The sequence below is a fragment of the Klebsiella sp. GN_Kp190 genome, from assembly GCF_040061795.1.
Lineage (GTDB): Bacteria > Pseudomonadota > Gammaproteobacteria > Enterobacterales > Enterobacteriaceae > Klebsiella > Klebsiella michiganensis.
Window position 1 is genome coordinate 152,963 of the sequence record NZ_JBEAFN010000011.1, and the last position, 14,084, is coordinate 167,046.

At 47.8% G+C, this 14,084-nt stretch carries 12 protein-coding genes; 7 read left to right on the forward strand and 5 right to left on the reverse strand.

What is annotated here, in order from left to right:
- Window positions 1-116: 116 nt before the first annotated feature.
- A complete protein-coding gene (locus tag ABLU67_RS08995) occupies window positions 117-983 on the reverse strand; it encodes a nucleoside deaminase (RefSeq protein ID WP_348852259.1) in 867 nt (288 codons plus the stop codon).
- Window positions 984-1,372: 389 nt separating this feature from the next.
- Between ABLU67_RS08995 and ABLU67_RS09000 the strand changes: the two genes are divergently transcribed.
- A complete protein-coding gene (locus tag ABLU67_RS09000) occupies window positions 1,373-1,921 on the forward strand; it encodes a LuxR C-terminal-related transcriptional regulator (protein WP_004105759.1) in 549 nt (182 codons plus the stop codon).
- A gap of 39 nt (window positions 1,922-1,960) precedes the next feature.
- On the opposite strand, the gene ABLU67_RS09005 is transcribed toward ABLU67_RS09000, so the two are convergent.
- The gene (locus ABLU67_RS09005) at window positions 1,961-2,434 is read right to left on the reverse strand and encodes a hypothetical protein (protein ID WP_348852260.1); all 474 of its coding nucleotides are present in this window, start codon (window positions 2,432-2,434) and stop codon (window positions 1,961-1,963) included.
- Complete coding sequence (locus ABLU67_RS09010) at window positions 2,427-3,251, reverse strand: transcriptional regulator (protein WP_348852261.1); 825 nt, start codon at window positions 3,249-3,251, stop codon at window positions 2,427-2,429. Before ABLU67_RS09010 ends, ABLU67_RS09005 begins: the two co-directional genes overlap by 8 nt.
- 636 nt (window positions 3,252-3,887) lie before the next feature.
- Here ABLU67_RS09010 and ABLU67_RS09015 point away from each other — a divergent pair.
- Window positions 3,888-4,292, forward strand: a complete 405-nt coding sequence (locus tag ABLU67_RS09015; protein WP_004105765.1) for a VOC family protein — start codon at window positions 3,888-3,890, stop codon at window positions 4,290-4,292.
- Window positions 4,293-4,435: 143 nt separating this feature from the next.
- On the opposite strand, the gene ABLU67_RS09020 is transcribed toward ABLU67_RS09015, so the two are convergent.
- Window positions 4,436-4,801: a RidA family protein gene (locus ABLU67_RS09020; protein ID WP_224227548.1), complete on the reverse strand. Its 366-nt coding sequence runs from the start codon at window positions 4,799-4,801 to the stop codon at window positions 4,436-4,438.
- Between the two features lie 791 nt (window positions 4,802-5,592).
- Between ABLU67_RS09020 and ABLU67_RS09025 the strand changes: the two genes are divergently transcribed.
- The 4 genes from ABLU67_RS09025 to ABLU67_RS09040 are packed head-to-tail and all read left to right on the forward strand — an operon-like array spanning window position 5,593 to window position 10,635.
- Window positions 5,593-6,111, forward strand: coding sequence for a fimbrial protein (locus ABLU67_RS09025; RefSeq protein ID WP_046877680.1), 519 nt, complete (start codon window positions 5,593-5,595; stop codon window positions 6,109-6,111).
- A gap of 48 nt (window positions 6,112-6,159) precedes the next feature.
- Window positions 6,160-6,858, forward strand: a complete 699-nt coding sequence (locus ABLU67_RS09030) for a molecular chaperone (RefSeq protein ID WP_348852262.1) — start codon at window positions 6,160-6,162, stop codon at window positions 6,856-6,858.
- A gap of 37 nt (window positions 6,859-6,895) precedes the next feature.
- Complete coding sequence (locus tag ABLU67_RS09035) at window positions 6,896-9,421, forward strand: fimbria/pilus outer membrane usher protein (protein ID WP_348852263.1); 2,526 nt, start codon at window positions 6,896-6,898, stop codon at window positions 9,419-9,421.
- 50 nt (window positions 9,422-9,471) lie between these two features.
- Window positions 9,472-10,635 (forward strand): hypothetical protein, encoded by a 1,164-nt coding sequence (locus tag ABLU67_RS09040; protein ID WP_348852264.1) that lies wholly within the window; start codon window positions 9,472-9,474, stop codon window positions 10,633-10,635.
- Window positions 10,636-10,772: 137 nt separating this feature from the next.
- Here the strand turns inward: ABLU67_RS09040 and ABLU67_RS09045 are convergent, their stop codons facing one another.
- Window positions 10,773-12,161: a DASS family sodium-coupled anion symporter gene (locus tag ABLU67_RS09045; RefSeq protein ID WP_064375105.1), complete on the reverse strand. Its 1,389-nt coding sequence runs from the start codon at window positions 12,159-12,161 to the stop codon at window positions 10,773-10,775.
- Window positions 12,162-12,706: 545 nt separating this feature from the next.
- Between ABLU67_RS09045 and ABLU67_RS09050 the strand changes: the two genes are divergently transcribed.
- Window positions 12,707-14,077, forward strand: coding sequence for a cystathionine beta-synthase (locus ABLU67_RS09050; protein ID WP_025105933.1), 1,371 nt, complete (start codon window positions 12,707-12,709; stop codon window positions 14,075-14,077).
- Window positions 14,078-14,084: the final 7 nt, after the last annotated feature.

Genomic DNA, 14,084 nt, shown 5'->3' on the forward strand with positions numbered 1-14,084 from the left:
TCGCCTGCTTTGCCCTGTTGAATCGCCGATGGTTAACGGATAGCTTTGCTTTCAAAAAGCTAAAGTCCGTTAACGGCCCCGGAACAATCAGGCACATCGTTTATGGCAACACACGTTCAATCCTCAATAGAAATAGATTCTTCGCAGAAAGAGGAATATGGTCTGAGGTTATTATAATTTCGAGAGAAGCGAAGTCGGCTATCTATCTTTTTCACTAACATATCGGTGGACTCTTCATTCAGGAGTTTGCAAACGTGCCGGGTATCGAGGCGCAGAATTCTGCATGCCTCAAGCGTTGGACAGAAATTCATAGAGTGGAAAGTAATTTGCTTCTCAGTTCTGTTCACCACGGGCATTTCAACCTCTGCAGCGTGGAATCGCGTTATAAGTAAGCGGTGTGCGGTGTCTAATAAATGGCTATCGCCAATATTGAACTCGGCTTTATTTTGGTAGAACCATGCAGTTCGGCGGGCAATGGAATCCGCGTTCAGCGCCTTAAGGTCCTCATCGGTTGCGTTGCGCAGATGATTAATTTCGCTGCGAACGTCAGCACGATAGAGAATTGCGCATTCCCACTGCAAAATACCTTTATGAACAATAACCTCTGTGCCCGCCTTATCAAAAGCCTCGACGCACTGAACTGCAATCCGCCGCCGCCCTTGAGCAAGTGCATCCTGAATAGAAAAACCAAAAGCTATTTCGCTTATCCCGGACCAGGCGACGGCAAATGCGCACATAGGACAAGGCTCACTGGTGGATATCAGTATGCACCCGTTTAAATTTTTGCCAATTTTTTGGCTGGCAATTTTAATCGCGTTGATTTCAGCATGTGAGGTTGCGTCGCCCTCTGTTTCCTCATAGTCATGCGCCGCCGCAACCATCTCCCCATCCTTGGTGATAACGGCGCCAAAACCTTTATTCCCCTCACGCAAACTCTCTTCAGCTTCACCAATGGCAACACGCATCCAGAATTCAAGTTCCATAACCCCATTCATAAAACCACATCCCGCAAGTGAATTTATTTATGGCACCTGGTGACAAGTGCTATACGCTGCGTAAAAAGATAAGATGATTAATACGCATGAGATTAGTAAAACACTAATCACGACCACGATATAATGACGCAAATCAACGTTAAGATTATTCCAAGCACATTAAAAGACGATTATTATTTAATAAGGAATTTTCTAAATGTTATTTATATCTTATCAGACACCTCAAGAAAATCATACAACTCCTTGTTTACTTTAAGTTTTACCATTTAATATGAGTAAATAAGGAAATTTAAGACGAGATAAGTTTGAATTTCTGAACAATCAGATATAGTCATTTAATACGACACATCATGAGTGAAATGCTTACGGGAGTTATCATGGCTATCTTCATCATCAGCAATAACCAGTATCTTCGAGATGGCATTATCTGTGTCGGACAATATAACGCGATGGAAATCAAAAGCTGTCAGTGTGACGACCCGCAACTCGATCGTTTAAACTATGAAGATATTGTTATCCTGCATCTAAGTTTAGAAAACAAATGCAACGCCAGCAAACTTTCCTCGTTAAACCAGCGATGCAAAGTATTACTGATTCTGAGTTCGTCGCAGCATGCACTCATCTGTGATGCAGATACCGTGATAAATGCTAAAGCGCCACCGGAAGTAATAATGAAAGCGCTCCGCTGCCTGATCAGACGGGTTAAGTGTAAACCGACCAAAAACCAGCGCTTAAGCAAAATTGAAAAAATCATTCTCAACAAAAGCCTTGAAGGTAAAGATACGCATGTTATCGCTGAATCTCTATCGCTCACCAGTAAGATCGTCAGCAATTACAGATATGTGGCCTGTCGAAAAATTGGCGCAGGGAAGCTAACTGATTTACTCATTATAAAAGACCATTTAAAGGACGATTATGCCAGATAATTGTGGATGATAAGCAAGCCTGACTCATCATCCGTACCGTTAATTAGCACAATACAGTAGCGGTCGTGACCCAATTTTTATCAGAAAGCTATGCTCATTTTGCTTTGAGATAATATAGCTTATTTTTTCATCCGGATAAACGTAAAAGTCTGGCAGAATGGTAGCCAGAAACTCATCCGATACAGAGTCAATGTTACCGTATCGGTTTATTTCTCTGGAAAGGAAATGGTGAGTTTCATGATTTTTGACCATATCATAAATGACGTCTCTTCTGATATGGCCCTGCAGTTTCCCACCATCCAGATAGCTACCGCTGACCGCAACGGTACCCTTACCTTCAGCAAGTGAATACATGAAATTTAACGTCAGATTAGTTTGTGTATTATCCTTGAAGACCACGAGCGATGCCGTACACTCTTCCTTATGATGTATTTTATCGTTCACAAAATTATAGCCCCCCCCTGCCAGAGCGCCAGAAATAAAAAAGCCAATCGCAATTTTTATCCTATTCATGTGCAATTCCACGAAAAGAGAGAGTAACACATCCGGCAGAAGCCTTCGCGGTGTAACTTTTCCTGCAAATAAACACTATAAAACTGGGATACATCTGTGACATGGAAAAATAAACAAAGGGATACTTCTTACAGTCCAGTCCGGATTTGAAAATCAGTGACTTATAACTATTAAATTTATCAATGCTGGCATGATTATCATCTATAGTATAAAAATGGCAACCGCGATCGCTTTCAACTAATGTATAGCTGCTAAAAAAGGGTTTTTCATCATTAAAGTGCCAGAGGTAATGAAGAGAAAAAAAGCCCGCCAGTAAACTCAATGCCGTAATCAAGAGTGTGACAGCCTTTGAGCGGGTGTTTTTCTTATTAGCCGTATGCACGGTAGCTACAGATTCAGTGGTTGCTTTTTTTTCCGCAACGCTATCCTGCACCGCGAGAGCTTCATCAGCAGAACCTTCTGAATCTAAAGATATTTTTTCACGTTTTTCAATGTTAACGTTGGCATTGATATGAAAACCTTTACGCGGCACCGTCACGACTAATGAGTTATCCGTTTCTCCGACATCGCGCAGTCCGCGCCTGACAATCGATATGTTTTGATACAAGGTATTTGCAGGAACCAGGATCCCTTCATCTTCCCAAACTTTTTTAAAAAAAGTCTGCTGGCTGACCAGCTCCGGTGAGGCTTCCAGTAAAAGAACAAGACAGTGGCTTGCCGGAGCCGTCAATGTGACGCTCAGCGCCGGGTTTTTCAACGAGATTAACCGCTTATTTTCAGGCCAAAATTCTATATTTTTGTTTATGATCCAATACATATGCTATTCGCGGCTGATGTGTTAAAAGAGGTTAAAAGGGTAAGGAGGTGATCAGTGTAGCTGGAATTACATGCATTATAGCTAATTATATGATTGAAAAAACATATGTGACGCTTTAATTTTTAATGCTGAGTCTTTTCGGCTGTCGAACTTCCCCAAAAACATCCGCGCCCATAAACGTATTAGCCGGGTCATGGTTAAAAATTTACGGAACATCGTGATTAAAAAAGTGGGTTTAAAACGAATAAACCCTGCAACTACAATCAGTTATTGCCCAGCGAAGGTTTTTTTTATCAGTCCCGTCGGCGTGTTAGCGCTAATGGTCAACGCTATCCTTAGCGTCAAAAGAACCTAGCGCCCGGGCGTCGATCTTTTTATCCCCGTTAAGTCTATTGTTTTTTACTGACGGGAGCCCGTGGTTCCCTTCCGACTTGATATAACAAATATTTATCATTCCAGCCTGCCACGCTGAGGGGAAGCGTCAGCACAGCATAAGTTAAGCACGATCCTTATCTCTGCTTTATTCATTATCGCCAACCTTATCCGGGAATTTTTCATGTAATATCTGAATTCACGCCCGGTAAATATTCGTTATATCTTAGCTATGTTATGCTCTATTTTTAAAAAGGAGATGCTATGTTTTCTTATATTATGCTGGGAACCAATGACCCTCAAGCTTCCTATAAATTTTATGCGCCTTTGATGCGCGTGCTTGGCCATCCTCTCGATGGGCGTAGCGAAAAAGGCGCCGCATGGGGAACGTTCAAAGATAATCATACTACCGGATTATGCGTTGGAATGCCGTTTGATAATCTCCCCGCCACCCGAGGTAATGGCGTCATGGTTGCATTGAATGCGGTATCCGTTGAAATGATCCAGGAACTTTATAGATTAGCGATTGAGAATGGTGGCGAAGATGAAGGCCCACCGGCTTTTCGTCCGCACTACGGCGCTGATTTTTACAGTGCCTACGTTCGCGATCCTGACAAAAACAAAATCGCTTTTGTTTTTTACGACCCGGCAAAAAAAGCGATGGTTTAAAATCAGTTCATCCGAATAAAATGCCTATTCGTGTGATAGCGATTTATTTTAGCGGGTCAGCAAGCCGGGAGGTCGATGCAATGGCTTCCCGGTTGAACAGCGAAACGGCGCGCCCCTGTCAATTACAGAAGAGGCGACATCGATTAACGACAGGCAATCGCATCAAGCTGAAAGAGCATACCTGTGGCCCCGCCAGCATGGGCAAACTCGGTTTGAATTGATTTTCTGGCGGGATAATGGCCGTTGAATCGCTGACGCATGACTTTTTCCATTAATGGGATATTCCATACGTCGCGAAACAGAGCATCAATTTTTACGACTGACTCCAGCGTCAGGCCGATAGCGTTAAGCCTTTCGCTCAAATTATCGAAAGCGCCATTTATCTGTTCCTCGATGGGCTTCCCGATGTTACCAATACAGTAACTCACAAAGACCAAACCACAGGATTCGACCACTCCGGATATTGCCCAGCTTTCATTAATTTCGTGCCTTATAATCTTACTCATCATTGATCCTTTTAAATTTTATATGACTGAAAGCCAAAATCAGGTCACGATTTGTGAGTGCATGGCAAAAACGCGCGTCCCGTGACGTATCATAAAAAAAGCCATAGCGTAATATCCTGGTTTTCCTGTGTCAGGGATAAACCCGCGACATGAAGGTAAAATACACTTTTCTCAAGGAAATCATCTCATTTAATGCTAAAAACTGTCACGTGCTGCTACATGAAATGCCCTTAAAAAACCTTAAAGGTTCTTAAATACATTTAAAACCCTAAAACAGAACATCACAACCGATTGATTAGAAAGAACATTATCGACTTCATCCCTCGCTATTAAAATAATAACAACAGGTATTATGAAATATTAATAAACAGTCAAGACAAGGCACCTTGTTAATATCTATTTAAATTAAGCGGAATTTTTAAACAAAATCACAACATAAAACCCAGGACAATAACCTTTAATAAAGCCCGCCCTCAACCGCCCCCCCTTTGGTTCGATAATAAAAAACCAGATAAATGAAGAGGTAATGTTATTAAGCATTTTGATAAGTACGCTTTGTGCCGTTTTTAGCCAGCAGCAAAAAGTCATGCTGCAACTTTTATATACCGGGAGAGGGATTTTTCCAGGCGTAAATTATTAACGATCAAACATTCTTAATAAGACGTTTTCAGGTGCATAGAAATAACGGGATCGTTATGTTGTTACCCAAGGCCATTCATGTGATATGGCTCTGTGAAACTTTATAGCAATATGCTCCGAATGACTTCGGTAGCTTATATTAAGGATAATGATGTATGAAAAAATTATCAGCAGTTGCGTTTGCATTTGGTCTGTTATCTGTGTCTGCATCTCAGGCACTGGCTGCAGATGCCACCGTTAACTTCAGCGGAACCATTCTTCAGGAAGCCTGCAGTGTAGACACTTCAGACAGTACGGTGAACGTTCCGCTAGGCACCTACGGTGTTGCTCAATTTCCGACGGTAGGAACAACGACCCTTCCTGTTCCTTTCGCCATCAACTTAACGGGTTGCCCGGTTTCAGGCGGCCCAACAGCTGCACTGGTGACCTTTTCAGGGGCAGCGGATGCGGCAGGCGACCTGGCGCTGACCGGCGGCGGCGCAACCGGCGTATCTATTAATATCAAAAAGGCTGACGGCACCAATATCGATATTAACTCTACCGATTCAGGTATTGCGCTGACTAGCGCCGCGACCCAACAGCTCCGCTTTACGGCTAATTACATCAGTACTGCGGCTTCTGTCACCGCAGGCGTTGCTAACGCCGTAGCCCAGGTAAACATCTCGTATATGTAATTTTTGACATACAGCGGAGGTGGTAACGCCTCCGCTACCGGAGTATTAATGAAAGCGTTACTTGTTTTATCTTTAATGACGTCATGTTTGACTTTTTCAATAAATAGTCATGCGGCGGTTTCGGTCGGCGGGACTCGCCTGGTTTTTCATGGCGATGAAAAAGAAGCATCGATTACTGTAAGCAATACGAACAAGGGCATTCCCGTTCTTATTCAGTCATGGGTGGACGAAGGGGAGAATAGCAAAGCTAAGGCCCCGTTTATGATTACCCCACCATTATTTCGTCTTGAGCCAGGCCAGGACAATACTTTGCGCGCGGTCTTTACAGGTGCAAACCTTGCGCAAGACCGCGAGTCATTATTCTGGCTAAACATTAAGACTATCCCTTCAGTTAAAAAAAATGAGGTACAGGCTAATACATTGCAGCTGGCGATCAAAAAAAGGCTGAAATTTATTTATCGTCCTTCAGCTGTGAAAGGTTTACCTGAAGAAAGCGGGGATAAACTTATCTGGAAAAAAGTCGGTAACCAGATCCAGGTGGCTAACCCAACGCCGTTTTATATGAACTTCAGCGTCATTACGGTGGGAGGAAAGATATTTAAACCCACCTTACCAGAACAGACCTATGTGGCACCAGCAACAGAACGACTATTTACTATTCCCGCAGGAGCAGTCGGTAACACCGTTAGCTGGAAAATAATTAATGATTACGGTACGAGTGGCAAAGAGTTCCACTCAAAATATTAATTTTTACTGATCACATCTGATTAATAGGTATGGGATTTTGCGCCAGTTCAATTTCAATATGAAATACACATGCCTCTTGATTATGTCTGCGCTATTCAATGCTCCAGCCATATCGTTTGCAGATGAGTTTTTTAACCCTGCTTTGCTTGAGGTTCGCGAAGGGGATGGCGCGCCGACGACAGACCTCTCGGTATTTGAAGTCGTCAATGGGCAGCCAGCAGGAAACTACCGTGTAGATATCTACGTCAATAACGAAATGGTGACCGCAGATGCCCGCGATGTGATGTTTTCAAAGAACAAGGATGGAAAGCTGGCTCCCTGCGTCACCCTGGCAGAACTTAGCCAATGGGGAATTGATACCGCCTCATTTCCAGAACTTGCCGTCAATGATAGCGAATGCGCCAATCTTGCAGGTATACCGGATGCATTTGCCGACTTTCAGTTTAACCGCCAAAAGCTGAATCTGAGTATCCCTCATGCGGCAATGAATACGCGCAGCCTGGATGAAGTGCCCGTTGAACGTTGGGATGAAGGTATTCCAGCCCTCCTCCTCAATTACAACATGAATAGCTATCAGAGCCGATTTAAGGGTGCAGAGACTTATGAGAGCACGTATTTGAACCTGCGTCCCGGTCTCAATATCGGTCCCTGGCGTCTGCGCAACTACACCACCTTTGAGCATAGTAATCAGAGTGGAAGTAAATGGGACAACGTCTATAGCTATCTTCAGCGGAATATTATCTCTTTGCGCAGCCAACTGACGTTAGGCGACAGTTCAGCACCGGCTGATGTCTTCGATAGCGTGCCGTTTCGTGGTTTTCAGATGGCCTCGGACGACGACATGCTGCCTTCCAGCGTACGTAACTACGCGCCTGTGATTCGAGGGGTTGCCCGCAGCAACGCCCTGGTCACCATCCGTCAGAACGGCTACGTGGTCTATGAGACCAAAGTGGCGCCGGGGGCGTTTGAGATCTCCGATCTGGCCTCCACCGGGGGAGCAGGCGATCTTGACGTGACCATCAAAGAAGCCGACGGCAGCGAGCAGCACTTGCGCATTCCCTACGCATCTTTGCCTGTTCTACAGCGTGAAGGTAAGTTTCGCTATAGCGTAACGGGCGGTCAATTCCGCTCCTACGATTCTCGCACGGAAAAAAACCTGTTTGTTCAGGGGACCGGAATTTACGGCCTTCCGTGGGGCTTTACGCTCTACGGCGGCGTGCAAAACGCAGGCAATAAATATCAGTCATATGCGTTGGGTGTGGGTAAGAATATCGGTAGCTGGGGCGCCTTTTCCGCCGACGCCATCCATTCCCGATCCATGTCGACCGATACCGGCAGGCAACAGGGCCAGTCGCTCCGGGTGCGCTATAGCAAAAATTTCCTGCAGACGGGAACGAACTTTACCATCGCCGGCTATCGCTACTCCACCTCCGGATTTCGCTCGCTGGAAGAAACGCTGGGGACCTACCGCAGCGATAATAACATTCCTTCTTATATCACCGATCGCCGGCGTAACCGGGCTGAGCTGTCACTGAATCAGGATCTTGGCGATAACTTTGGAGCCTTGAATGCATCCTTAATCAGCGAGGATTACTGGCAGAAAGAACGTAACAGCCTGTCGGCGAACCTGGGGTATTACAAAAATTTCAACGCGATTGGTATCAGTCTGAACTACTCCTGGAACCGGAATACCGGACTGTATGGCCATGCCGAACAGGATAATGTGGTCTCCTTTGAAATCAATGTGCCGCTGGATAAATTCCTCAACCGGACATACGCCTCATACGGGACAACCCATGCGAGTGGAAACGGGACCAGCCACAACCTGCGACTGAATGGTTCATCCTTTGAGGATGCCAGTCTTGACTGGGGGGTAAACGCGACGCACGCCGGGCGCAGCGAACAACAAGTCGTCGGGGGCAACGTCAGCTGGAAGGCAAGCTACGGAACGTTAAATGGTTCCTACAGCCGCAGTCGCGACAGTCAACAGCTGGGGTATGGCATAGCCGGTGGGGTAGTGATTCATGAGAATGGTATCACGCTGTCCCAATCGCTGGGTGAAACCATTGGGTTAGTTAAAGCTCCTGGCGCTGAAGGCATTGGCATCAATAACTACGCCGGTATATCTACGGATAGCCGGGGCTATGCGGTTGTTCCTTATCTGACACCCTATCGCCGCAATGATATTAGCCTGAATAGCAAGACCCTGCGGGACGATACCGATATCACCTATATGACCAATAAAGTTGTTCCCACCCGCGGGGCTATCGTCAGGGCAGAGTATAAAACCGCCATTGGCCACCGTGTCCTGATGACATTAACGCTGCCCGGCGGCAAACCGGTCCCCTTTGGCGCAATGGCGTCACTGCTTAAAAGTGAAGAAAACGCGTCAATTATCGGTGATGGCGGAGAAGTGCTGCTGAGCGGTTTACCGCAAAAAGGGACGCTGCAGGTGAAATGGGGGAATGGCCAGGGGCAGGAAACCGCCTGCCGGGCGGATTATATAGCCCATAAATCTGCTGGCGCGTCCGGTCTCTGGAACGCGACGAGCGTCTGTCAATAATTCTGCGCCCTTGGGCGAAGTAAATAGCCGTCCTTACGAGGAAGAACAGAATGAAGTGGTTTGTTTTTATGTTCGTTGCCATCGCAGCGACGCTGATGGTCACCCCTGAGGCCAATAGCGGATCGTTTGATCCGGTAACCGGCGCTTATACTACGGATCCGATAACCGTCACGCTAACGCCAAAGACCGTTACGGCCAGCGCGTCGGTAATCGCGAATGGTGAAAGGGTTTACTGGACCGGCAATAATTATGCTCAACGTGGAGGACCGTTTTACTGGGGGCCGCATACCCATACAATGAGCAGTGCCGCTATTGCCACAACCGCCGCAACAAAAATTAACGCAACTGGGGTATGCTCGGCAGCCGCCAGCGGTACGTCGCTTACCATAAGCGGATGCTTCTCCTTTATGGAGCCTTACATGATCTACATGGGTAAAAGCGCCTCTTGTAAATCATTTTATAGTAATCTGGTTAATATCAGTTCATTAACCAATTTCGGAGAATTCGTCAATGTGAACTTTAATTTAGGAATTAATCAACAACCATCCACATTGAGCAAGTCAGCAATATCAAGCGTGAATACCACTTCTATTACCTATCCGCGCCAGACGGTCGTACCATATCAAATATCGTCTTCTCCCTATGACGCCGACTTGAAGGCGACGCTTACCGCCAAAACACCACCCTATGTTTATTTTAACTGTTCCGTACCACAAGGTGCGAGCTTAACTCTGAGCACAGCGGGAGTCGTCGCCCAGGCTTTTGAGATGGTAACCACGGTCAACAAACCCGCCTATGCCCCGACGATTAGTTACTCGCCGGCGCTTCCTATAACCAATACTATTACCGTTAATATTCGCAACATTGCCGCGATGGAAATTCTCCCCAGCACGGTATTCAACACCGGGACTATCTCCGCCTGGCGCACAACCTATATGGAACAACCGCTTACCGTAACCGGGCAGGGCAATATAACCCGCAATTTTGGCGCATCCCAGAACTTTAACGTTCTTGAATCATGGACATGCGCGACAACAGGGCAAATCGATTTTCGAATAATGCGCGACAATACCAACGCCAACGTCTGTTCGGGCGCCACCTATACCCACCCCGTGCAGACGCCACAGTCGTTGACGGCGCAGTGGAAAGCGCAAAGCTCGAACGCCTCAGGCGCCTGGAGCGCCAGGGCAACGGTCACCTTTACGCTGCCCTAGAACATTGGCTTAATCGTTAACGCCCGGCATCGCTTTATACTGGCGATGTCGCCGATGGCAAGAGCGCGCCCCGCCTGTCGCTCAAAGAGAGTCACCCCGACACGGCGGCCAGCAATAACCGCCGCGCTGCGTTTAAGTTATACCCAAAACAACATGCTAAATCCGGTCAAAACGACGATACAAGCGACATTCAAAAACAGGCCGGCGCGCATCATCTCCTGCTGCTTGATATGGCCGGTGGCGAAAACGATAGCGTTTGGCGGCGTCGCCACGGGCAGCATAAAAGCGCATGAAGCAGCAATGGCAATCAATACCGACAGAATCACAGGCGACATGCCGAACGCTTCGGCCACTGAGGCAAATACGGGAATGAGCAAAGCGGCGCTGGCCGTATTACTGGCAAACTCGGTCAGAAACACCACGAATGTTGCAATCACCAGGATAATAATAAATATCCCCATATGAGCCACCATCCCGCTAATCTGGTTTGCCAGGAACAGACTGGTGCCCGTCTCTTTCAACACATTACTTAAACAGATACCACCGCCGAATAATAACAGCACGCCCCAGTCAGCCGTTTTTTCTATATCCTTCCAGTGAACCACCCGGGCGAAATTGACTAATATAATGGCGCCTAAAGCCACGATGGTATCGAAGGATTTAAAACCGCCCAGCAGATCGTTAATAGGTCCGCTGAAAATCCAGAAGAATACGGTAAGGCCAAAAATAGCCAGGGTGACTATTTTGCCTTTATCCCAATCGACCTGTTCACTATTCGTTTCGAAGGTCCCCTTAAGTTCCGGCCTGAACACGAGGTAAAGAATCGCAATAGCGACAGGCAGTAAGACGATCATTGCCGGGAAACCGAACTTCATCCAGTCAAAGAAGGAGAGCCCCACCTCGGCGGCGGCAATCGCATTCGGTGGACTGCCGACGATGGTCGCCATTCCGCCAATGCTGGCGCTATAGGCAATACCGAGGAGCACAAACACATAGGTCGAATGGCGGTTTTTGCCATCGACTTTACTCAGGATCCCCAATACCAGCGGCATCATCATTGCGGCCGTCGCCGTATTACTGATCCACATTGACAGCAGCGCCGTCACGCCAAATAGCATAAAGACCGCGAGGCGCATTTTGCCCCTCGCCATCGCTAATACCTTATCGGCAATGACTTTATCCAGCCCCTGCACATGCATCGCCGCCGCCAGAGCAAAGCCGCCGAGGAAAAGGAATATCGTAGAGTTAGCGAAACTGTTTAGCGCCGCCTGGGTATTAAATACCCCCAGCAGCACGGCCATAACGGGAACCATTATTGCCGTAACGGTCACGTGCAACGCTTCCGTTAACCATAATACGGCGATAAAAGCGAGCATACTCAGCCCCATGACCACCTTGGGCTCATAGGGTAGCGTGTTGTAGAGAACGACAAACAGAACAATATCGAGCAAAATGATGATGCTGTTACGATTAAAAAACCACTCATGGGTATTGGTGGGTAAAGGACTCATGTCGTTTTTATTCATAGTAGCTTCCTTGTAACTGGTTACGACTGAATCATTACATGTATATGTCCTTCAGGTATAAATTATGTTCCTGTTCTGTTAACTGGATCGTACCAGACAATTTCCCGGCTGAATGACATCCAGGTCAGGATATTTCCGGAAAGAGGTTCCTGATATAGACGATTTATTGAAGCGAGCAGGCCGACTTTATTAGCTTTAATTTCCTTCATCTGAATTTCTGTCGTTGGCTACCGCGCCGGTATACGCGGCGTTGATAGTTTCACCAACACCTAAAATAGCCTCTGAGATCCATCGATTATTTTCGGCAATCCATTTCTGAAATAGAGATAAAGCAGCGCGTAAAAACGGATAATTCGGTGAAAAACCGGGCAAAAGCGCTATTTTCTGGAAATCGACACGCCCAGGCGGCTAACAACCTTTCCCTCCGGACGGCTAAAAAGCATCTTATATTCCTTTTTGCTCTTAGCGGCAGACAAAAGTTCTTTAAAATGCCAATTTTGCAGCCCTACCATTCAAATCATCTCGATACGAATGGGTAAAATGTTATGTCAGTTTTTCATTCCGTAAGCGACCTGATTGGTCATACTCCCCTGCTGCAGCTCCATAAGCTTGATACCGGCCCCTGCAGCCTGTTTCTAAAACTGGAAAATCAAAATCCCGGCGGCTCGATAAAAGACCGCGTCGCGCTATCCATGATTACGCAGGCAGAGCGCGAAGGAAAATTAAAACCCGGCGGCACGATTATCGAAGCCACCGCCGGCAATACCGGCCTCGGTCTGGCGCTGATCGCCGCGCAGAAAAATTATCGCCTGATTCTGGTGGTGCCGGACAAAATGAGCCGCGAGAAGATTTTCCATCTGCGCGCGCTGGGAGCGCAGGTGCAGCTTACCCGATCGGACGTTAACAAAGGCCATCCCGCCTACTATCAGGACTACGCCCGGCGCCTTGCCGACGAAACGCCAGGCGCCTTTTATATCGACCAGTTTAATAACGAGGCTAACCCGCTGGCGCATGCCACCACCACTGCCCCGGAAATCTTCCAGCAGCTGGATGGCGATATCGACGCGATCGTCGTCGGCGTCGGCTCCGGGGGAACGCTCGGCGGGCTTCAGGCCTGGTTTGCTGAGCACTCCCCTGAAACGGAATTTATCCTCGCCGATCCGGCGGGCTCCATTCTGGCGGACCAGGTCGAAACCGGGCGCTACGGCGAAACCGGCTCCTGGCTGGTGGAAGGGATCGGCGAAGACTTTATTCCGCCGCTGGCCCATCTTGAAGGCGTCCGCAGCGCATACCGCGTCACCGATAGCGAAGCTTTCGCCACCGCCCGCCAGCTGCTGCAGGTTGAAGGCATTCTGGCAGGCTCCTCTACCGGAACGCTGCTCACCGCCGCCCTGCGCTACTGCCGGGCGCAGACATCCCCTAAACGCGTGGTGACCTTCGCCTGCGACAGCGGCAATAAATATTTATCAAAGATGTTTAACGATGACTGGATGCGCCAGCAGGGCTTTTTAAGCCGCCCTTCGCGCGGCGACCTCAGCGATTTCATCGCCCTGCGCCACGACGAAGGGGCAACCGTTACCGCCGCGCCGGACGATACCCTGGCGGCCATCCTCGCGCGTATGCGCCTCTACGACATCTCGCAGCTGCCGGTGCTGGAAAACGGCCGCGTCGTCGGCATCGTCGACGAATGGGATCTGATTAGCCACGTCCAGGGCGACAGTCAGCGCTTTTCTCTGCCGGTCAGGGAAGCGATGACCCGTAACGTGGAGACCCTGGATAAGCACGCGCCGGAAAGCGCGCTGAAGGCCATTTTCGATCGCGGCCTGGTGGCCGTTATCGCCGACAACGATCGTTTTCTTGGCCTCATTACCCGCAGCGATGTGCTGACCACCTGGCGTAACCGACTCGAACAGTAAGGACTTC

Bases quoted from the DNA above. Each gene is read 5' to 3' on its own strand.
- ABLU67_RS09000 (WP_004105759.1), top strand. From the start codon at position 1,373: ATGGCTATCTTCATCATCAGCAATAACCAGTATCTTCGAGATGGCATT.
- ABLU67_RS09040 (WP_348852264.1), top strand. From the start codon at position 9,472: ATGAAGTGGTTTGTTTTTATGTTCGTTGCCATCGCAGCGACGCTGATG.
- ABLU67_RS09020 (WP_224227548.1), bottom strand. From the start codon at position 4,801: ATGATGAGTAAGATTATAAGGCACGAAATTAATGAAAGCTGGGCAATA.
- ABLU67_RS09005 (WP_348852260.1), bottom strand. From the start codon at position 2,434: ATGAATAGGATAAAAATTGCGATTGGCTTTTTTATTTCTGGCGCTCTG.
- ABLU67_RS09050 (WP_025105933.1), top strand. From the start codon at position 12,707: ATGTCAGTTTTTCATTCCGTAAGCGACCTGATTGGTCATACTCCCCTG.
- ABLU67_RS09015 (WP_004105765.1), top strand. From the start codon at position 3,888: ATGTTTTCTTATATTATGCTGGGAACCAATGACCCTCAAGCTTCCTAT.
- ABLU67_RS09030 (WP_348852262.1), top strand. From the start codon at position 6,160: ATGAAAGCGTTACTTGTTTTATCTTTAATGACGTCATGTTTGACTTTT.
- ABLU67_RS08995 (WP_348852259.1), bottom strand. From the start codon at position 983: ATGGAACTTGAATTCTGGATGCGTGTTGCCATTGGTGAAGCTGAAGAG.
- ABLU67_RS09025 (WP_046877680.1), top strand. From the start codon at position 5,593: ATGAAAAAATTATCAGCAGTTGCGTTTGCATTTGGTCTGTTATCTGTG.
- ABLU67_RS09045 (WP_064375105.1), bottom strand. From the start codon at position 12,161: ATGAATAAAAACGACATGAGTCCTTTACCCACCAATACCCATGAGTGG.
- ABLU67_RS09010 (WP_348852261.1), bottom strand. From the start codon at position 3,251: ATGTATTGGATCATAAACAAAAATATAGAATTTTGGCCTGAAAATAAG.